Source organism: Photobacterium sp. BZF1 (genome assembly GCF_014349205.1).
Classification (GTDB): Bacteria; Pseudomonadota; Gammaproteobacteria; order Enterobacterales; family Vibrionaceae; genus Photobacterium.
The window spans coordinates 12,950-33,800 of record NZ_JACSOF010000049.1; the positions used below are offsets into that span (position 1 = coordinate 12,950).

A 20,851-nucleotide genomic window follows, 5' to 3' on the forward strand; every position below is an offset into this window, starting at 1 on the left:
TATCTTCCTTGCGATAGCAGGAAATCAAGACCAGCGTATCCTAATAGCCCTAGATTGCCAATGGATGGTGACAGCCTGCCCTCACTTTTACTTGATGAGGCAGAAGACGGGTATATGAAGGTGAAAATAGTGTTCAAAAAAGTCATAAGTTACTTCAAGAAAGAATGGTTCCTTACGGGGATGATGTCAGCTGTTGCGTTGGCTGCACTCATGCCCTCTGTCGGTCAGTCAGGTGGTTTGCTGCACTTGGATCAAGTGACTGCTATTGGTATTGCCATTATTTTCTTCCTCCACGGCATTGGTTTGTCGCCGCAAGCCATCAAAGCCGGCATCACTAACTGGAAGCTGCATATTTTTGTCCAGAGCGCGACGTTTATTGCCTACCCTGTGCTCTGGTTGCTGTTTGGTAATGTCTTCCATGCCATGATGCCTGCGGCGCTGGCTTATGGTTTCTGTTACCTGTTTGTCTTGCCGAGTACGATTTCATCTTCGGTGGCAATGACCAGCGCGGCTAAAGGCAATGTGCCGGGGGCGATTTTCAATGCGTCTTTGTCGAGCGTGCTGGGTGTGTTGATCACACCTCTTTTGATTCAGTGGTTCATGGGGATGGACGGTGTCGAGATGGATATTATCGATACGGTTGTTTCTATTTCCTCAATGCTGCTACTGCCGATGATCCTCGGTCAGTTGTTACGGCCTGTGTTGTTCAAGGTGTTGGAGAAGCGTAAGTCCATCATTAACAAAATAGATAAGTGGGTGATACTGCTTATCGTGTTCAATGCCTTTAGCGACTCGGTAAAAGATGGCATCTGGAGTGATTTTGCTATCAGTACGTTGGCAGTGACCCTACTGGTGACAACGGCTATTCTGTTGGTTGTTGTGCACAGTATGCAGTGGATTGCCCGCAAGGCTGGCTTTAACCGCGAAGATGAAATTGCTGCTGTTTTCTGCGGTACCAAGAAAACCCTGGCAGCCGGTGTCCCGATGGCGAAGGTTATTTTCGGTGCCAACCCAATGCTGGGTATGATGTTGCTCCCAATCATGTTCTATCACCAAATCCAAATCTTCTACTGCGCGATTTTAGCGAATCGCTATGCCAAAGAAAGTGAACAAGAAGAGCAGGTGGTGGCTCAGGAAACTGCTTAGCCAACGCTGAACACAAACCTTAAAATAGCCTTTAGGCTCACAGGCTTGAAAAGAGATTAGGATCTACCTTGGGGTAGATCCTTTTTGTTCTTGATTGGTCGTGATGTCGTTTTACATTCTAACCGTTGTCCTCAACTATCCTTGTCTGATCCCTCTTTAGTAGCATGACGTTTATACTTGTAGTGTCTTCAAGCACCCTGGGAGAAGTTATGTCTGATTCATCTTCATGGGATAAAGGCCATCACGCCCATCGTTGGGGTGATAATGCTGAAGAGGGAAGACAGCGTCAAATGTACCTAGAGGATCCCTATGCGTTGTATTCGTCGCATGCTGGGCTGCAGTTAGAGCGTGGGGAAGGTAAAGACCTAATAACGTTACAAGAACCGAGACGTAAGGCCAATACCCTGGTTCGTTGGCCTGATTTGCTGTCTTTCGATATCGCCTATTGGAGTGATCAACAGTCTCAAATTTTCCAACTGGGTCGAGATACATGTTCAACCACCATTCAACAGCACACTCCCGGCTCTAAGCCAATTATTCCAGATGGATATATCAATGAGTTAAGAGGTGAATGGATAAGACTTTTTTACAATGGGCGATTAGTCTACGGTAACCTCTACAGTGCCCTTCATTACATTCTCAATTGGGCACAGGTTGCTGTCGAAACATGGTTAAATAGGCGTTTTCCTTTTCAGTTGCAAAGAGATAGTCAATTGCTCCCCCACAATGCTGCTGGGAATCAGTCATACCGCAAAGAAAATTTCTATAATGACCAGTTGGTAAAAACATACTTTGCCAACCATTACCATGATTGGCTAAGCGATCATCTTTTCGACTTAACTGTCGAATTGAACCAATATCTTGATCAGCAAACCCCAGCGACCTACGTTATCGAATACAAGAACGCCAAAGGGCTTCCCTGCATCGATTTTGTGTGCAAAAACCAGCACGCTATGCGGTTGGTTCGTCCCGCCCATTTTGTTGAAGATATGCAAAACATGAGTTGTGACTCACGTTATCTGGAGCACAAGGCGCAGGAATTGACGGCAAAAATCGAGGATGAAATACGCGCTTTAGGATGGTAGGGCTGGGGATTCCTTAATGGGTTAGCCCACCAGTACAATCCAAAAAAGAGAACATGATGATTATTCTTATCACTTTTACAAACATCCAATTGTCACCAATACTTTAGCCAATCTTCTCATTATCGGTTCAATTAGTCGTTATTTAGATACGCTACCTAAGGAGCTACTGTGTCCCGAATTGACATTGGTATCGACAGCGAAGGCAGAATCAAAACAGCCGAAGGCTTAAAAAAGCTACTTGCTGATTCCTATACACTATATTTGCAAACACATAATTTTCACTGGAATGTGCAAGGTCCGCATTTCAGGGACCTGCATCTTATGTTCGAGGAACATTACACCGAATTAGCTACCGCGGTCGATGAGATCGCAGAGCGCATCCGGACCCTAGATGTACCAGCCCCAGGCACCTTTCAGGAATTTGCCCGCCTCAGTTCTATCAAAGAGGTTGATGGCGTCCCTAGTTCTTCAGAAATGGTCGATATCTTGACTAAAGGGCACGAACAAGTTGTCAAAACCTCCCGGGATGTACTCAAATTGGCGCAGGCCGCAGATGATGAATCAAGTGCCGCGCTAGTGTCGGATCGTATGCGGATCCATGAGAAGACGGCCTGGATGCTAAGAACGATTCACAAATAAAATTAGAAATATTGAGTTATTCGGCAACACATGTAGATATCACGCTGTGCAAACAGCAAAGCAATTGTCGTATCAAATAGTACGTGGAATTCACTGGAACAGGAGAATTATTATGCCGCAGGATAAACCTAGTGCCGCGGGTAAATGTCCTTTCATGCATGGTTCGATGACCACTAGTAATCGTACGGAAATTGACTGGTGGCCCAAGTCACTCAACCTGGATATCCTTCATCAGCACGATACCAAAACAAATCCGATGGGGGATTTCAATTACCAAGAAGAAGTCAAAAAGCTAGACTTTGCCGCCCTCAAAAAAGATCTTACCGACCTAATGACAGACAGCAAAGAATGGTGGCCGGCTGACTGGGGCCATTACGGTGGCTTGATGATACGTATGACATGGCACGCCGCAGGTACGTATCGTATTGCCGATGGCCGGGGCGGTGCCGGTACCGGTAACCTCAGGTTCGCTCCTCTTAATTCTTGGCCTGATAACACCAATCTGGATAAAGCAAGAAGAATCTTGTGGCCAGTAAAACAGAAATATGGCAACCGCTTGAGCTGGGCCGACTTAATAGCTTATGCCGGTACGATTGCCTACGAGTCTATGGGCCTCAAAACCTTTGGCTTTGGTTTCGGGCGGGAAGATATCTGGCATCCCGAGAAAGACATTTACTGGGGTTCGGAAAAAGAATGGCTAGCGCCCACAAATAACCCCAACAGCCGCTGGTCTGGTGAACGAGATCTAGAAAACCCGCTTGCTGCCGTAATGATGGGGTTAATTTATGTTAACCCTGAGGGGGTTGATGGCAATCCTGACCCACAAAAAACGGCGCATGATGTTCGGGTTACTTTTGCCCGTATGGCAATGAATGATGAAGAAACGGTAGCGTTGACTGCGGGTGGTCACACTGTGGGTAAAGCTCACGGTAATGGTGATGCCTCGTTGCTTGGTCCAGAGCCTGAAGCCGGTGAACTTCAAGATCAAGCGCTGGGCTGGCTAAACAAAGATAAACGCGGTGTTGGTGCTGATTCCGTGACCAGTGGCCTTGAAGGTGCCTGGACCACTAACCCTATACAATGGGACAACGGTTATTTCGAACTGCTGCTCAATCATGAGTGGGAGTTGGCAAAAAGCCCTGCCGGTGCGTGGCAATGGGAACCTGTCGACATCAAAGAAGAAGACAAGACCGTTGATACTGAGAATCCATCAGTCCGTCACAACCCAATCATGACAGACGCTGATATGGCGATGAAGGTTGACCCTGAATATCGCAAGATATCAGAACGGTTCTATAACGATCCGGCTTACTTCTCTGAAGTATTTGCCCGTGCATGGTTCAAACTAACCCACCGTGATATGGGCCCGAGGGCACGTTATATCGGGCCGGATGTCCCTTCAGAAGATCTTATTTGGCAAGACCCAGTTCCATCCGGCAGTACTGGCTATGATGTGGGCGCAGTGAAAGCGAAGATCGCATCGAGTGGCCTGTCAGTTAGCGATATGGTGTCTACGGCATGGGATAGTGCCCGTACATTCCGCGGTTCAGATAACCGGGGTGGGGCAAATGGTTCGCGAATCCGCTTAGCGCCACAGAAGGACTGGCAAGGTAATGAGCCGGAACGTTTGGCCAAGGTGCTTGGCGTGTTGGGTGGTATCGCACAGGACAGCGGAGCCAGTGTCGCTGATGTGATTGTACTGGCAGGTAATGTGGGTGTAGAACAAGCCGCTAAAGCTGCAGGCTATACAGTCGATGTGCCATTCTCTCCGGGGCGTGGCGATGCAACGGAAGATATGACAGATAAGGAATCGTTTGAGGTGTTGGAGCCATTGCATGACGGTTTCCGGAACTGGTTGAAGCAGGAATACCTAGTCACTCCCGAAGAGATGTTGCTGGACCGTACCCAATTGATGGGCTTAACCGCCGCTGAAATGACAGTGCTGGTTGGTGGTATGCGTGTTCTGGGTACCAACCATGGCGGAACCCAGCACGGGGTCTTCACTGACAGAGTCGGTCAATTGACCAATGATTTCTTTGTTAATCTGACGGACATGAATTACACATGGGAACCTGCTGGCAGCAACCACTATGAGATCCGCAACCGTCAGTCAGGGGAAGTGTCATGGACAGCGACCCGGGTTGATTTGGTGTTCGGTTCAAACTCTATCTTGAGAGCTTATTCAGAGCTTTATGCCCAAGATGACAACAAAGAGAAGTTCGTTAATGACTTCGTTGCAGCCTGGACCAAGGTAATGAATGCAGACCGGTTTGATTTGAGCTAAACCAGCTAATCGCCCATGGCGATGACATTTTGCAATTAATGCTTTAACCCAAAGCCCCTGAGTATTCAGGGGCTTTTTTGTCGAGCAATCTATAAAACTAATGGTCAGTCAGCCATTTTATCAGCCGCTTCATTGCCTTTGATTGTTGGCTAACCGGATACATCAGGTAATAGCCTTTGCCTGAAGCCACTGTTTGAGTATTGGGCATGACTAATCGGTGGCTGTCTAGATCGGGTTTGGCGAGGGTGACATCACCGATTGCAATACCGAATCCTTGCAGTGATGCGCTTACTGCCAAGTCAAGGGTGGCAAAGTGCTGGTTTTGATTAGCAAGCGCTGAATGGGTATTCCCCGTTTTGCTCAGCCATAAATTCCAATCACTTCTGTCTGGGGTTGCATGGAGCCAAGTGTATTGGCTCATAGCATCAGCAGTCATTTCATTTTCATCACCAGCAATCAGGCTAGGTGAGCATAATTTAGGTGAAACCAATTCTGGAGAACACATGGGTGCGAGGATTTCCTCGAACAATAAGTTCGCCGCCAGTTCTGCCGACTGTGGTTCGTGCCCGTAGCAAATCGCAGCATTGAAAGGCTCAGTGGAAAAGTTAACGCTGTGATTAATGGCAGAGGTGAGCTCGACATCAATATCGGGATGGGCTTGCTGGAAAGCCATTAATTTGGGTAATAGCCAGGTTGTAATGCAGCTAGGAGCTTTAAGCTTTACCAGATTTTCATCGGCACTGACCTTAGCAACGGCGTGTTGAATTTGATTTACCGCTTTTTCAATTAATGGGAGAAACTCCTTACCTTTATCGGTAAGAGCCAATCCTCTGGCTTGACGATGAAACAAGGGCGTTTTCAACCTATTCTCTAACGCAATGATCTGCCTACTGATGGCCCCTTGGGTGACATTGAGTTCATCAGCCGCGCTAGTAAAGCTGAGCGTTTTCGACGTTACCAGAAAAGCAGCCAGCTCCTTGGTTGTCGGTAGATCCTTCATTCACTGCATCCTTAAGCTATGAGGTTTTCTCATGGCTAGTATGCCGATTTATCGATTCCTTTATCAAGAAGAAACTGCATATAATGATTTTAAATTCTTAAATTGTGATTATTTATGCTTCTTTGGCCGGATCTATTGAAGCATTTTCATGAATGGAGTCATTAGATGAAGTCATTGGCCGAAAAGATCGCGCCTGATGCGATAAAAAAACTCATACCCTACCAATCTGCAAGGAGGATTGGGGGTAATGGCCATTTGTGGTTGAATGCCAATGAGTTGGAATCAAGTTGTCGGTATGAAGGGCAACAAGGTGACTACCAGCGCTATCCTGATTTTTTGCCTGATCAGCTAGCCAATGCTTATCTGGATTATTGCCAGACCCATACCGAAACCATTGGTTGTAATACGGTTGCAGTTCGTGGAGCGGATGAGGCTATCGACTTGTTGGTAAGGACATTCTGCCAGCCGGGTGTCGATAAAATTATGGTATGTCCGCCGACTTATGCAATGTATGAGTTCTGTGCCGACTCAATTGCTGCTGAAACTATAAAGGTTCCACTTTTAGCTAACTTCCAGCTGGATATGGCGGCGATCAATGGCCAGCTTGATGCCGTGAATATCTTGTTCTTGTGCTCACCCAATAACCCAACGGGTAATATTATTGCCCAAGCCGATATTATTTCTTTGCTGGAGTCAGCGAAAGACAAGGCGTTAGTTGTGGTTGACGAGGCCTACATTGAGTTTGCTCCGCAGACGACGGTGGTCGGGCTTATCAAGCATTACCCTAACTTGGTTGTAATAAGAACCCTATCTAAAGCATTTGGCCTTGCTTCTGTGAGATGTGGGTTTTTATTGGCTGATGAGAGTGTGATGGACTTGGTGACACGGTTGATTGCCCCGTATCCGATTGCCGACCCTAGCGCTGAAGTTGCTTTGGCTGCATTGACTGAGAAAGGTATCAGTCAAATGAATGCGCAAACGGATGATCTCATTACCGTAAGGGAATGGTTTGCCGGTGAACTCAAACAGCTGGCGATTGTAGAGCAAGTATTCTGCTCATCAACAAATTTCGTATTGGTGAAGTTCAATACCGCAACCTGTATGTATGAGTACCTGTGCAGCAAGGGGATTATTACCCGGAATCAGGTTCATGAGCCAGCTTTGTCCAACTGTGTGAGGATTACCATTGGCTCTAAAGAAAGTATGCGTGAAACGCTTCTTGCCCTAAAAGAGACGGAAGCAGAGTAAATATAAAAGGAACTTATGATGAAAAAAACGATGACATTGGCTCTTGTACTGACTTCTCTTTTCTCGGGACTAGTATCGGGTTCGGCACTTGCGGCACAAAAGTCGGTTCGCCTGGCTTCGGATTTCACCTACCCACCGTTTAACTACAAGGATGCGTCTGGTACGCCGGCAGGGTTTGATATTGAGATTGCCGATGCGCTATGTGCAGAAGCTAAGCTTAATTGCGAGTGGGTATCGCAGAGCTGGGATGGATTGATCCCGTCTCTACTGGCTCGTAAGTCAGATGTGATCATGGCTTCCATGCGTATCACCGATGAACGTAAACAACGTGTACTGTTTAGTGATAAGTATTACCAGACTCCAGCCCGTTTCGTAGCAGGTTCCGCTGCAGGTATCACGATTAGCGAACAAGGTTTGCAAGGCAAGAGAATTGGCGTTCAGCTGGGGACTATCCATGACCGTTATGTCACTGATAAATTTGGTGATGTAGCCAATATCCGTCGTTACAACGGGCAAGATGAAGTCTACCTTGATCTCCAGAGCGGTCGCCTAGATGCGGTATTTGGTAACTCGGACCAACTGGCATTGGCATTCTTGGAAAAAGAGCAGGGCAAAGGTTTTGAGTTTGTCGGCGAGGCAGTGACTGATCCGGCCTACATTGGTGAAGGGACCGCATTAGCGATGCGTAAGAATGACAAGGAATTAGCTGAGAAGTTTAATCAGGCAATCGCAACGATTAGAGCCAATGGTACCTACGACAAGATTGCAGCTAAATACTTCAGTTTTGATATCTATGGCGAGTAATTGCCACTGAAATGAAGCCTTTGGGTAGAACCCTAAAAAGAAAATCCCCAGTTGGGGATTTTCTTTTTTTGGGGGAAGAGGGATTAATGCGCAGCTGCTCGTTGGTGTTGTATCCATTTTGGCCCGAAGGTGTTGATGATAGTCGCGAGCACGATGAGGCTGATCCCTATAACTTTGTTGGTCTCGAGGGTTTCATTAAAAAAGCTGACTTGCCAAATAAGGGCAAACAACAGATTGGTGAAAATTAAAGGGGCCAGCTGAGAGCCTGTCGAGGCCAACTTATAGGCTTTTGCACGGAACATTTGGGTGCTGACTATGCTGATAGCCAGTGTGATGAGCAGTACCAAAAGCATGTTGGTATCAAAAGGATTTGAGGCAATTAGCAAGCTGTCATTGGTGACAACCCGCATCGTTGCAACAGGTAATAGGATGATAGCAGCCAGCATAAAACACCAACCGTTCAAAGCGGCTGGTGGCAGATCAGATTTAGCGCCTTTGAATAGGGTAACTTGTGACAGAGCATTGAATCCGCCTGCAGCTAAACCAATGAGTAGTTCCGGTTTTAGCTCCATACCTGCTGGATTGCCGGCCTGAAGAACGACCCCGATGAAAGTCATAGCGAGGCAGGCAAGAGTGATGCCTTGAATCGGTGTGCGGTACATCAATTTTTCTAACACTGGAATAAACAGTGGCCCAGTACTGAAAAGCACCACGCTTTCGACCAAGGTTAGTTCGTTTAATGCGGCAAGAAAACATAACTGGCTACCAACAACGCATAAGGCGCGGATGATAATAGGCCGGCTGTTGTGTTTATTCGGTATCACCCAGCCAGAACTTTTTAGCATTAACAACATAATGCTAGCAGGGAGAAAGAACCTCAGAAAACCGAGCACTTCGGTACTGAAACTCTCCGTCAGTAATTTTCCCATAAGGCCATTAAACGACAGGCTGAAAGTGGAGATAAGCATAAAAAGTACGGGCCTGAGGTCTGTCGGCATGAATGTAAACTCCTATTGGGTGAAGGCATGTATTTACAGTGATATTTACTGTGTTTGCTTTGAATTACTCTGAATGTCTTTGATGATGAAGAAGGCAGTAGAGTTTTGTATGGTTTGATTCTAGGCTGCTTGTCTCGAGGAAAAAAGCGAGTAATACTGACTAAAACTGTTAGAAAAACTTACATATGAGAAAGCTGGTCCCCCTTAAGTCAATTTATGCTTTTGTTGCCGTCGCAGAAACTGGCAGCATGACTGATGCTGCCGAGGTACTAAGCGTAAGCCATTCGGCTGTCAGCCAAGCGATTAAGGCGTTGGAATCTCAGCTTGATGTCAGTTTGTTCCGAAGAGTCGGACGTCGGGTTGAGCTGAATCCCGTTGGCCGTAAGTACTACCGTAAGGTTGCTCCAGCCTTAGCACAAATTGTTGAGGCCAGTGAGGCTGTTGCCCGTAAGAAGCCTAGCAATCGCATTACACTGAATATGGTCAATTCTCTAGCATTGCACTGGTGGATCCCCCGTGTTCCTGACTTCAACGAATACGCTCCCCATATCGATATCCGTATTTCTAATATCGTCCACGCCTTTGATTTGGAAAAAGAAGGGGTTGATGTGGCGTTGTTACATGGTAAAACCGATGAGTGGCAGGATTACTATTGTGAAAAGCTCGGTGACGATGAGCTTATCATGGTGTGCAGCCCGCATTTGCTGGAAGGAAACCTACAGGCAACACCGCAACAGCTTTTGGCTAAATATCCGTCGATTTTTGCAACTAACCCTCGGCGCCAAAATGACTGGCAAGTATGGTGCGACCATCATCAGTTAGCGGTGCCGAGCCAACAGAAAAACTTAAGCTTTACTGCATCGGTGCAAGCCGTGCAGGCAACAATAAGACGGTTAGGGGTACTTATTACCCATAAGCAGTTTGTCCGAGATGATATCAAGCACAATATGCTGGTACAGGTTGGAGAACCGGTCTTGAATCCATACCATGAGTTTTATTTTGCTTGTTTGCCGGAAAAGTTGAAGGAAGAGAGCGTGTTAGCTTTGCGAAACTGGTTTCGAGCCCAGTTTAGTGCCGACTAGTGGGTAAAGCAGGGCTAGTGGTTATAGGTATGGCGCTGCGATTGTTTGAATTGCATAATATTCCTTCATTAAAGAAAAAAATTCTCTCTTGAATGGTTTTAGTAGAATAGATTGAAAATAATTTCTCCTCGTTGCTGTGTATATTTCTATTCAAGATTTAAGGGCTTAACAGTGATGGTAAAGAAATTACTCATAAGCTCGACACTGCAAACAAGGAAATCAACAATGACTCAAACAATCAATACTGTAAATGCCCCTGCAGCCGTTGGCCCATATGTTCAAGGTAAGCATTTCGGCAATATGCTAATCACATCAGGCCAGCTTCCGTTGAACCCAGAAACCAACACTATGCCGGAAGATGTGGCAGAGCAGGCAAAGCAGTCACTAGCTAATGTGGAAGCGATTGTGAACGAAGCCGGCATGACAAAAGCGGATATCGTCAAGGCGACAGTGTTCGTTAAAGATTTGAATGACTTTGCGACAGTGAATGAAGTTTACGCGGCATTCTTTGGTGATAACTGTCCGGCGCGAAGCTGTGTTGAAGTTGCTCGCCTGCCGCTTGATGCCAAGGTTGAAATTGAAGTGATTGCGGTTAAAGGCTAAGCCAAGCTCCACTCTATTTTTAATGAACGCCTACCTTTGGTAGGCGTTTTTCGTTGGACTAACTGTGATGATCATTCTGGAGGCTACATCGTGATTCTGTTGGTGGGGCCAATGAGTGAGATGGATTGTGAATGGAATCCTAGTGAGCTATAACCCAAGGCTTTATATTTATTGGGAACTTTCCCAACGCCCTGTTCAGAGTGTGATCTACACGAGTTTTTGGCAACGTAAACCAGCGTAAAAGCAGCAATAGTGATGGCGCTAAGGAATAATAATGGCTTCTTTTTTACCGGCGTTGCCGGGTTGATAAGGTGCAGATCCAACATGGCTTTAACTGAAAAACAGAAGATGATTACTGGTGAAATGTATCAAGCTTGGGATGAAGAGCTTGTTGCTGACCGCCAAAAAGCAAAGAAACTTTGCTTTGCACTCAACCAAACGTGCCCTACTGATAAAGATGCCCGTCAGGTATTAATTAATGAGTTGCTTTGCAAAGAGACCGATGCATGGATTGAGTCTCCGTTTAACTGTGATTATGGCTACAACCTGAAAGTGGGTAAGGGTTTTTATGCCAACCACGGGTGCACGATTCTTGATTGTGCGCCAATAAACATCGGTGACAACTGCTTATTGGCTCCAGGAGTTGTGATAGCAACTGCAGGCCATCCGCTAGACCCAGTCGAGCGCGCTTCGGGTGAAGAGTTTGCCAAGGAAATTACTATTGGCAACGATGTGTGGTTTGGTGCCAATGTGACAGTTTGCCCTGGAGTAACCATCGGCGATAACGTGGTAGTGGGGGCCGGCAGTGTTGTGACGAAGGACTTGCCAGCCAATACGGTGTGTGTGGGTTCTCCAGCAAAGCCGATCCGTACCCTGAAGATTGAAGAGAAGAAATCAGCATTGGTTTAATGCTGGTAGCTTTGACCGTGTTCTGCTGCCTGATTTACGTATTTAGTACATAAGTTCAAGGATTGGGCAGTAGAGCCATTCAGAGACCCCAACAGCAAGTGTTGGAAAGGTAATCAACATCCCTGCAACAGACCAAACAAGCTTCTGAGTGTTCATACTCGTTCCCTAAGAAAGTATTTATTAACGTATTAATTGTAATTATTTGAGGCAAAAAGTCCTCTACTTTGACAATGATTTACTTTCGGAAGCATTCCTCTATATGCAACCTCCTGTCTGCTTGAACTATTTCAATAGCCTGTATCAGGCGAATAAGTACCACCAAACTAGGACTTTTCTTACCCTTGAGTAAGTTGTCTCATTTTTGAGCCAATGTATGGTTTTTGAGGCATGGCCCGACAACTACACTTTGCGACACGAACCAGTTGTTGGTGTGGGAGGGGGTATGAGTAGACACTTGATTTGGTTATTGCTGCTGGTTGTTACCTCATTGGTCGGTTGCCATGATGAAGAAATGACATTTGAAGTCACGCTGTCTGGCGCTCAGGAAGTGCCACCAGTGAAGACCGAAGCGGTTGCTTCTGGAACAGTGACATTATTGATTGAAAAGAGTCACGAAGATGAATTTGTCAATGTGACAATTAATGAAGTATCGGCAGGTGATCAGCTTAATAAAAGCGGGGACGAAGATAGTCCTTATAAAAATGATGACGGCGATGATGGGACTGACGATGAAGAACGTTTTTTGTTATCGGCAAACATTGACGTCAGTGTTGTCGAGAATGTGGTTGCTGCTCATATCCACCAAGGCGGGATTGGGGAGAATGGCCCTGTCGCATTCGAGTTTGTCGATAATGGTGATGGTACTATGTCAGTAGAGGAAGTGGAGATCACCGCAGAGCAAGCCGATATGCTGCAAAATGATGAGTGGTATATCAATGTTCATACTCAGCAAACCCCATCAGGTGAAGTAAGAGGCCAGATTGTTGGTGGTGACACTGAATTATTGGCTTTTGTACTGAGTGGTCGCCAAGAAGTCCCAGCTATAGAGTCCGATGCGACGGGTAATGGTTATGCAACGGTAAATACCGAAACTAACGCAGTGAACTTGAAAGTAGTAACGACAGGTGTAGAAGATGCCGTTGCCGCTCACATTCACGAAGGGGTAGTCGGTGAGAATGGCGGTGTGGTGGTCTTCCTAGAACAGAATACTGATGATCCGAATGTGTGGCAGACACCAGATGGCGCGACGCTTGAAGACGATGTGATCGATCAATTGCTCGAGGGCGGTCACTATGTGAATGTTCACACGCCTGATGTACCTAGCGGGGAATTAAGAGGTCAGATACTTCCTGCCACAGTAACGCTGTTTGCCTTTGAGTTGGAGGGTGAACAAGAAGTGCCTCCGGTCGAAACAGATGGCTCCGGTGATGGTTACGTCTGGTTTGATTCACAAACTAACTTGCTTTCAGTGCTGATCTACACAACTGACTTAGATGATGCCGTGGCGGCACATGCTCACGAAGGTGAAACCGGTACTAATGGTGGGGTGATTGTAGAGTTGGAGCAAGATGGGGCTTCAACTTGGCGAAGTCCTGGAGAGGTAGAGATTGACGATGAAACCGCAGAGAGATTACTGTCAGCCGGTCATTACCTTAATGTCCATACACCGGATGTTCCAAGTGGTGAAGTGCGAGGCCAGATAGAGTAGCAGTCTCCGTCTAGTCATAATTTATCATACTGAGAAAAGCGCAAAGGAGCTTAAAAGCTCCTTTGCTCGTATCCGTGCAGTGAGATTAAATCCTTTACTGTGCTTTTTCCTCGTCCCAAAAAGCAGCCTCGATTTTGTGTCCATCTAAATCGCGGACAAAACACCCATAATAGGGTGCTCCATACTCCGGTCTAGGACCTGGCTTACCATCACATGTTGCCCCAAGTTTTATTGCGGTATCGTAAAATGCATGCACTGCGTCTTCAGAAGGAGCAATGAAGGCGAAGTGAACACCATTCGCTGCTTCTGCAGGCTTCTGGTTATATGGCAGCTGTACCCAGAACTCAGGAAACCTTTTGCCATAAGCGACAGCAATACCGGGCACATTTTCTTGGCGTGTGGCACCAATGGTAGCTAACACTTGATCGTAAAAATTAAGGGCTGCATCAAGTTGATTGGTACCGAGTGATATGTGGGAAATAATTGACGGAATATCATCGAAATTTTGCGGCATAGTCCTTTCCTTATTTTCATCAAACATGCATATTCGCAGCTTGTTGTAATTTTGAAGCCACTCTTGCTACTACTTGGTTGAATTTTCTTCATATAAAGGAAATGAAGTCAAAGGGGGACAGCCAAAAGCTGGAGTTTGATCAGGCTAAAAACGATGAGGCCCCACATTGATAATGCGAGGCCATGAAGTAATTATTGCTTCTTGGTCAGGATAAATTGGTCGTCACTGCTGACCACGATATTATGCTTAAGGAAGTTTTTACCCAGAATCATGCTGTACTCGAACCGGCTTCGGTCACGTAGGTTAACGTTGATATCCTTTTCCATACCATCCAACTTCACCTTCATCTTCACCACATAGCGCGTGCTTGGTTTTTCTCCAGCGCGGGCCTTGATACGCATGGTTTTTACGATTTCTCGGGTATAGGTTTTTTCGTCTCCCTGATGGTTACCATAAGTGAAGGTGACCATCTTCTTGCCGTTGTCTTCAAATGTCTTGATGTCGGTGGCATGCATTGAGCTGACATCGGCGCCGGTATCTAGCTTGACTGGGAAATGCATCTTATCCATGGATAGTTGCTCGATATAGCCGGCCTGTTTGGGGGCGTGCTTATCAAGTAGCTGAGTTGTACGGGTATTAACGAGCAAGTCACCAGGGATCAGGTCTGGGCTGATTTCCAGTTGGCTAAAGGGACTGTCGCTTGACTCTCGGGTTTCGAGGGCAATATCACGAAGCAGGAGTGAAGATGGCAGTGAGATTTCCGTACCTACGATAGGGCGTACCTGATCACCGACACGGATCTTTCTTTTCAGCGGTTTATCCAAACGATGGTTTTTACCATTGGCATCTTTGATGGTGTAATTGATCATTCGGCCATATTCCGTTCTCTGTTCATCAATTTGTGAAACTTTGAGAAGGGGCGTTTTGATGATGCCAGAAGGCCCGGCAATAATGCTAACACCATCGATTTTGACCGTCTCTTCACCGCTGATCATCAAAATAGAATCATCTTTTGCCATGGTTGAGATAGGGGCCAAGTCCGATTTGCCCAAGTAGCTTGCCCCTAGGTTGACGACAAAGTATTGGTTGAGGGCTTCTGTTCCAAGGCGCAATTGGCTGTGATTCTTTGAGCGGTCTTTAAGGTATACCTGGATGTGTTGTTCGGTATCACCCAGTTTTACCGGTAAATAAACCATTGGCCTTTGCGCATTGCTAAAACGCAACATGCGGCTTAGTGGCGCAGTCATGGTCTTGCGGGTTTTGTCCTGGCCTTCCAATGTAAAAGTTACTTTTTTGTTTTCTTCATCGACCTTGATATCAAGGGCATGGAGAATGCTGTAACGGCTATCGAAAGACGTGCTGACTTCAAGCGGTAAGTTCTCAATAGAGGCTTTTTCTTTGCGACCAATAATGTGCGCATCAGGCTGCGACTGCAGGTAATCAAACCCAGCATCGACCCATGCGGTATTTCGCAGGAACGTTTTACCTATCAGGATTGGGTACGAGAACCTGTCACGGTCAGTTAAGTTGACCTCGGTACGGACTGTTTTGCCCGCGATCGTCAGATCTAGCTCAACCACCGGACGGGCAAGGTGGCCATCCCCACGGCTTTTGATCATTGCCAAGCGGAATAAGGGTTTCTCAAGGCGGATCAGCTCACCAGTAAAAGGGTGCCTGATGTCAAAGCTCACCATGATATTGGTTTTGTCTTCCCGGTCGCGAAGCTGAGTACTGCCAAGCGCATCGTACTTTACGGCGATAGCATCAACCAGCTCGTCACCTTCTATTCCTTCAAAGGCCGGTTCATCAGTAGTGATGACGATATTTTCGGCATGGAGAGAAGTTGAATCCGCGCCGGTATCAATCTTGGCTGGAATACCTATGTTATCGAGTGAATCAATAGCAGGAAAATAAACGAGTTCAGTGCGGCCTAAGACGACTTTATCGTCAATTTGGCTGCGGCTTTCGATAATGCTTTCATACTGGGTGTTTTGCGCCATGGCGGGTGAGGCGGCAAAGGCTGCCAAGCACAAGGTGGTCAACAGTCGTAGGGAAGTCATAAATTTCCTGTATCAATTCAGCGAAGGGGATGTCATCGGTTTAAGTGTACTGTTTAAAGGTAGCGTGAATGTGGCTTATTGGCTGTAATTCAGCAGAGATTCAGTAAATCTGACAGAACTCTTGCAAAACTTAGCTGGAAATTTTGTTTTCGGTGTAACCCTTTATACAACAGTGAGTTGGTTAATGAGCGTTGACTTCTTCACTGGATTTGCAGTTGTAAAGTTTTGCTTTGCCCGTGTATGATTGCGGCCTGTGTATTATGGTTTTGTGTTGTCATCATAATGATGATGTCTTGGTGGTTGTATGGGTTTACGTTTTAACAAGAGAATTAAGATTGCTCCCGGTGTCAAAGTAAATATTGGCTTGGGTGGTGTAAGTGCCACTTTGGGGGGACGAGGGGCGTCTGTCAATATTGGCAAGCGTGGCGTCTATGCCAATGCCGGATTACCTGGTTCTGGGCTGTCCTACCGAACAAAGATTGGGGGCAACGCCGCCAGAAGAAACCAGCAGCGCCAGGAAAAACAATTAGTTCGCCAGCAGGCCCAGCAAGCACGTTTGGCGGCGTTGTCGAAAGTAGAAATAAGCCTCGACAAAGAAAATGGCACTGTTGTACTTACTGACATAAACGGTACCCCGATCGAGGGGCGCGATAAGACACTTGTTTGGCAACATAAAGGCGAGACTATCACCGAGTGGCTACGGGAGCAGACCGAGGAAATCAACGGGGATGCTGAATTACTTGAAGATATTTACCTTGATATGCCAGAGCCGTTTGATGAGCCCGTCTACACTATACAACCTTATGAGACCCCGAAACCGGTAGCCCCGGCCAAGCCTGAGCCAGTGGATAAGCCAGAAAAAGGGACACCGCCGTCCATTGGCTTTTTCGCTAGGTGGTTTGAAAGCAAGAGAAAGCAGCACCAAATTCAGTTGAGTGAATTCGAGCAATCCTACACCTTGGCAATCAAGCACTGGGAGCAACAGGTTCAAGACAGTGAAAGCGCATACCTGAGTGCGAATCAACAGTGGGAAGAGCAATGTGCCTCATGGGCAGAGGCTAAACTAGCCCATGAGCAAACTGAACAGGCTAACAGTGACAATTTTGCCCGCACAATCCGAACGGATGTGAAAGTCATGGAGTCATTGTTGGAAAATGCGTTTAGTGACTTGGAATGGCCAAGAGAAACCTTAGTCGACTTTCAGGTAGAGCAGGACGGTCAGACAATTTGGGTCGATGTCGATCTACCTGAAATTGAGGATTTTCCTGCTAAGGTTGCAGCGCTATCGGCAAATGGCCGAAAATTGAACATTAAAAACAAACTCAAGAAGCAGCTACAACTTGAGTATGCAAAGCATATCCACGGTATCGCATTGCGCTTGGCGGGCTATTCGCTAGCGACATTACCCTCAGCAGGGAAAGTCGTCGTCTCGGGCTATTCCCAGCGGTTAAATCGTCAGACAGGACATATTGTTGATGATTACCTATACAGCATAAAGTTTACCCGTTCAGGTATCGAGCAACTTAACTTTGATGACTTGGAAAGCGTCGATCCGGCCGCAGCCATCGAGTTGTTTGAGCATCGCCGGAATATGACAGTTACAGGCATCCTAAAAGCCATAGCACCTTTTGAATTATCAACTGCCACTACCTAAGGGCATTAAGTTAAGAGGGAAAGGTGAGCAATGTGCCGAAGCAGATAGATTGCTCCGGCATTATTTATGGGATTTTGGGGCAGAAATCTGAGTTACTGTTTAGGCAGATTGGAAATGTTTTCTGCCATTTCCATCAGCTTATCCAAAATACGTTCACCATCGGCGCGAAGGCCATTGTGCTCATACTCATTAGTGATCCAGGCTTTGCTGTTAGGAATGCCTTTCAAGGTTTCCAGTGAATACTGCATTTCTACATACATGTCTTCGGCATAGACCGCACAAGCAACGGGTACGGTGTTGTTCGCCAGCGCTTCAATGTCATATAAATCTGCCCAATCAGTGCGTTCGGCAAGTAGTTTGGCAGCTTCTTGCAATGGCTTGAGGCACTCAAATTGCTCAAACATCCATGGGTAGACCATTTCGCCAGTAAACTGGAAAGAATTCCCTTTCTGGTAGTTAAACTGCGGGAAGCTATCGCGAACCCGGTGGGCAGACCATTTTGATGCCGAGTGTTGGCAATAGATAGACTCGTGCAAAATCGCATAGATAGGGTTGGTTTGGTAGCTTTGCTCTGCCAGCATGGCATTGAGGAAAGCGTAGCTTAGGGTTTCTTGGCCGTTTGTCTCGACAAAGGCATCCTCAAGTAGGTAATACATAGGCACATTGGCACCGCTACGGCCAAGGTTGATGCCTATCAGCTGGAACTGCTCAACCGTGAAGCGCTGGCCGTTAGGCAAGCGAACATCATTGTCCAAGAGGTAATCAGCAATTTTCTGGCATTGGGCCTGTGCAGAAGGGAACTGGGCAAAGAAGGCGTTATTCTTGTCCTGTACCCGCTGATAAGTGGCTTGGTATACCTCGTCGGCATGACGCGACAGTGAAGGTACCCCACCGGTAATATACGCCCGGCTGAGGCTCTGCGGGAAGAAAGACAGGTAAGTCAGCGAGCAGAAGCCACCAAAGCTTTGGCCCAGCGTTGCCCATTGTTTGACCCCAAGTTTTTCCCGGATGGTTTCAGCATCACGGACAATATTGTCTGCGCGGAAATGGCTCAAATACTCGGCTTGTTCAGGCGCAGATAAATGGGCCAGCGTCTGATGGCTGATCACTGTGCTGTTTCCTGTTCCACGCTGATCCAGCAATAACACGCGGTATCGCTGCAATGCACGTTTCAGCCAACCGGAACGACTGTCTGGGCGAGGCGATGGGAAACCAGGGCCACCTTGGAAATAGACCAACCAAGGAAGCTCATCATTGTGTCGGTTAAGGTCGACCACTTCACGGGCGAACACCGAGATGGTTTGTGCGTGAGGTTGGTTGTAATCCAATGGGACTTCGAAAGTATGCTGACGGTAAAGCAAATCACCGTCGATAAATGAGGTTTGCACAGGTAGCTCCTTTACTAGCGAAAACAGACTGATATCGCAAAAGGGTATCCTACCACCAATTCTAATTTCTTTTCATTCTCATCTTACTCATGCAGCTTATCCCCTCAATGACTGTCCTAGCAGTAAGGCGGCGACTAGGGTTCTGTTTTGGGGCGGAGAATTTGCTCAAACAGCCGGGGTTGGTCGAAATGACGGATGCCGATAAAGGCAATGGCATGATGGCCTAACTGCCGCATGGCTCCCGCAGATGGAATGCCGAAAGGCCAAAGATAGGTACTCTCTAGACGTTCACTACCCGCAAGCATTCCTCTTTGGTCGAAAAGGCTTATTGTGTGTTGTTGGTGGGAGGGAAGCTGGCGCAGTTGATCATAGTGGTGACCGACTAGCGATTGGACTTTATTGGCGTTAGGTAAATCCTTCTTTGCCAGCCACCCAACTTGCTTAATCATATGCTCGCCATGGGATAGGGTGACAGACCATGTTGGCAAATCGAAAGGGGCTGGTCGATTAAACAGTAACGGACTTTCGGTATCGGGTTTGGCATTGTCGAACACAAACTTGTCAGAGAAGTTAAACACCATATGGTAGCAGCCGCAGTGGTGGATAGAGTCGAGTAACATAGGCCGGCCTTGGTGATCGAGTGTAAGCCTCAGCAATACCCCGTCAAATTTACCCGCATAGGGGTCAAAAGATGATGTTGGTGTGCGGTTGGCAAACCAGAGGCTGTAGTTCAGTTGTAGGTAGATTTTGCCATAAAGCTGGGTATAGCTGTGGTGTAGGTAGATGGCCGGTTGTGAGGTATCGACAGCGGGTTTGTGTTGGCTATCCACATAGTTTACTGTCCCCGGAATATCATCTGCCGAAGCGGTTTCTATGTTAATTAATGGCGAATAATACTGGTAGAGCTGTGAAATTGTCGTCTTGCTTAACTGGGGCCAATGGATGGTAGATGTATCTAATGCATCACTAAACCAACTCGTAATTAGCTCTCGGTTGATATGAGCTTGGCCCCCTTTGTGTTGAGAAGCCGCAATACCTGAATCTGAAATGGTTTCAGTGAGCTGATATTGAACAATGTCTTTAGGTGGCGCGTGGAACCCCAGCAAAATCCACTTTTTCTCTTTATCAATAGAAGACTGGGCGATTTGGCTGCTGATTGGGTAGAGCCCAAACACACGCAGCCAAGGTTCGTAACTGTCTGGAATCGAGACTGTTTGCTGCTTCAGTTCGGCCCATACCTTTTCGTTATGCTTGGCTTCTTTGACCATTTTTTCCGCACAGGTATCAAGCGCAGCGAGATCGTAAGGATTAGCAATAAGGTTGTGGTATTCGGCTTGGCGCTGCTGGGTAGCGAGTTGGGCCGTATAGTCGAGCCATTGCTCACGGTCCTGCTGCGAGGATAAACGGCTAAGTTGCGACTGGCTGAAACGATCAAAGGCAAGATAGGGAAAAGCAGCTAAGTTAACCACCTGAGCATCATTGACTTTCTGGCGGTTGACCTCTTGCTTGAACATCGCCAATTGGCTAAAGCAGCCATGCAGATCTTGGGAATAAAGATGTGGGTGAGAAGAAGCACATGCACCTAAGAGGGCTATCAATGTGGCAAGTAAGAAACAGCGCATAACCACCTAAATGTATAACACATTGAAAGTATTAAATTATAGATGCTTATGGCATTGGTGTTAAAAAAAGCAGGAGCTAGTTGCCCCTGCTTTTTAAAAAATATCTT

Annotated in this window: 17 protein-coding genes; 11 read left to right on the plus strand and 6 right to left on the minus strand. The window is 46.8% G+C overall.

Annotation, left to right across the window (positions count from 1 at the left end; all coding sequences use genetic code 11):
• Window positions 1-129: 129 nt before the first annotated feature.
• From BIZ37_RS12795 to katG, 4 genes are all read left to right on the plus strand, one after another.
• The gene (locus BIZ37_RS12795; RefSeq protein ID WP_370577351.1) at window positions 130-1,146 is read left to right on the plus strand and encodes a bile acid:sodium symporter family protein; all 1,017 of its coding nucleotides are present in this window, start codon (window positions 130-132) and stop codon (window positions 1,144-1,146) included.
• Between the two features lie 209 nt (window positions 1,147-1,355).
• A complete protein-coding gene (locus BIZ37_RS12800; protein WP_187461833.1) occupies window positions 1,356-2,231 on the plus strand; it encodes a hypothetical protein in 876 nt (291 codons plus the stop codon).
• Between the two features lie 168 nt (window positions 2,232-2,399).
• Window positions 2,400-2,870, plus strand: a complete 471-nt coding sequence (locus BIZ37_RS12805) for a Dps family protein (protein ID WP_187461834.1) — start codon at window positions 2,400-2,402, stop codon at window positions 2,868-2,870.
• Between the two features lie 112 nt (window positions 2,871-2,982).
• Window positions 2,983-5,154 carry a catalase/peroxidase HPI gene (katG, locus tag BIZ37_RS12810; RefSeq protein ID WP_187461835.1) on the plus strand — a complete coding sequence of 724 codons (2,172 nt, stop codon included), beginning with the start codon at window positions 2,983-2,985 and terminating at the stop codon, window positions 5,152-5,154.
• 97 nt (window positions 5,155-5,251) lie between these two features.
• Here the strand turns inward: katG and BIZ37_RS12815 are convergent, their stop codons facing one another.
• Window positions 5,252-6,154 (minus strand): LysR substrate-binding domain-containing protein, encoded by a 903-nt coding sequence (locus BIZ37_RS12815; protein ID WP_187461836.1) that lies wholly within the window; start codon window positions 6,152-6,154, stop codon window positions 5,252-5,254.
• Window positions 6,155-6,319: 165 nt separating this feature from the next.
• Between BIZ37_RS12815 and hisC the strand changes: the two genes are divergently transcribed.
• On the plus strand, window positions 6,320-7,402 hold the full coding sequence (gene hisC, locus BIZ37_RS12820; RefSeq protein ID WP_187461837.1) for a histidinol-phosphate transaminase: 1,083 nt from the start codon (window positions 6,320-6,322) through the stop codon (window positions 7,400-7,402).
• 18 nt (window positions 7,403-7,420) lie between these two features.
• Window positions 7,421-8,206 carry an ABC transporter substrate-binding protein gene (locus tag BIZ37_RS12825; RefSeq protein WP_187461853.1) on the plus strand — a complete coding sequence of 262 codons (786 nt, stop codon included), beginning with the start codon at window positions 7,421-7,423 and terminating at the stop codon, window positions 8,204-8,206.
• A gap of 83 nt (window positions 8,207-8,289) precedes the next feature.
• Here BIZ37_RS12825 and BIZ37_RS12830 read toward each other — a convergent pair whose 3' ends face one another.
• Complete coding sequence (locus BIZ37_RS12830) at window positions 8,290-9,204, minus strand: DMT family transporter (protein WP_187461838.1); 915 nt, start codon at window positions 9,202-9,204, stop codon at window positions 8,290-8,292.
• 185 nt (window positions 9,205-9,389) lie between these two features.
• On the opposite strand from BIZ37_RS12830, the gene BIZ37_RS12835 reads away from it, so the two are divergent.
• The 4 genes from BIZ37_RS12835 (at window position 9,390) to BIZ37_RS12850 (ending at window position 13,506) form a co-directional block, all read left to right on the plus strand.
• Window positions 9,390-10,286, plus strand: coding sequence for a LysR substrate-binding domain-containing protein (locus BIZ37_RS12835; protein ID WP_187461839.1), 897 nt, complete (start codon window positions 9,390-9,392; stop codon window positions 10,284-10,286).
• 225 nt (window positions 10,287-10,511) lie between these two features.
• Window positions 10,512-10,889: a RidA family protein gene (locus tag BIZ37_RS12840; RefSeq protein WP_107297117.1), complete on the plus strand. Its 378-nt coding sequence runs from the start codon at window positions 10,512-10,514 to the stop codon at window positions 10,887-10,889.
• 324 nt (window positions 10,890-11,213) lie between these two features.
• Window positions 11,214-11,798 (plus strand): sugar O-acetyltransferase, encoded by a 585-nt coding sequence (locus tag BIZ37_RS12845; protein WP_187461840.1) that lies wholly within the window; start codon window positions 11,214-11,216, stop codon window positions 11,796-11,798.
• 442 nt (window positions 11,799-12,240) lie between these two features.
• Window positions 12,241-13,506: a CHRD domain-containing protein gene (locus tag BIZ37_RS12850; protein ID WP_187461841.1), complete on the plus strand. Its 1,266-nt coding sequence runs from the start codon at window positions 12,241-12,243 to the stop codon at window positions 13,504-13,506.
• Window positions 13,507-13,600: 94 nt separating this feature from the next.
• Here the strand turns inward: BIZ37_RS12850 and BIZ37_RS12855 are convergent, their stop codons facing one another.
• On the minus strand, window positions 13,601-14,047 hold the full coding sequence (locus BIZ37_RS12855; protein ID WP_255526745.1) for a VOC family protein: 447 nt from the start codon (window positions 14,045-14,047) through the stop codon (window positions 13,601-13,603).
• 164 nt (window positions 14,048-14,211) lie between these two features.
• On the minus strand, window positions 14,212-16,080 hold the full coding sequence (locus tag BIZ37_RS12860) for a RimK/LysX family protein (RefSeq protein WP_187461842.1): 1,869 nt from the start codon (window positions 16,078-16,080) through the stop codon (window positions 14,212-14,214).
• A gap of 304 nt (window positions 16,081-16,384) precedes the next feature.
• Between BIZ37_RS12860 and BIZ37_RS12865 the strand changes: the two genes are divergently transcribed.
• A complete protein-coding gene (locus BIZ37_RS12865; protein ID WP_187461843.1) occupies window positions 16,385-17,734 on the plus strand; it encodes a DUF4236 domain-containing protein in 1,350 nt (449 codons plus the stop codon).
• A gap of 92 nt (window positions 17,735-17,826) precedes the next feature.
• Here BIZ37_RS12865 and BIZ37_RS12870 read toward each other — a convergent pair whose 3' ends face one another.
• A complete protein-coding gene (locus BIZ37_RS12870; protein WP_187461844.1) occupies window positions 17,827-19,122 on the minus strand; it encodes an alpha/beta fold hydrolase in 1,296 nt (431 codons plus the stop codon).
• 134 nt (window positions 19,123-19,256) lie between these two features.
• A complete protein-coding gene (locus BIZ37_RS12875; protein ID WP_187461845.1) occupies window positions 19,257-20,744 on the minus strand; it encodes a hypothetical protein in 1,488 nt (495 codons plus the stop codon).
• Between the last annotated feature and the right edge of the window lie 107 nt (window positions 20,745-20,851).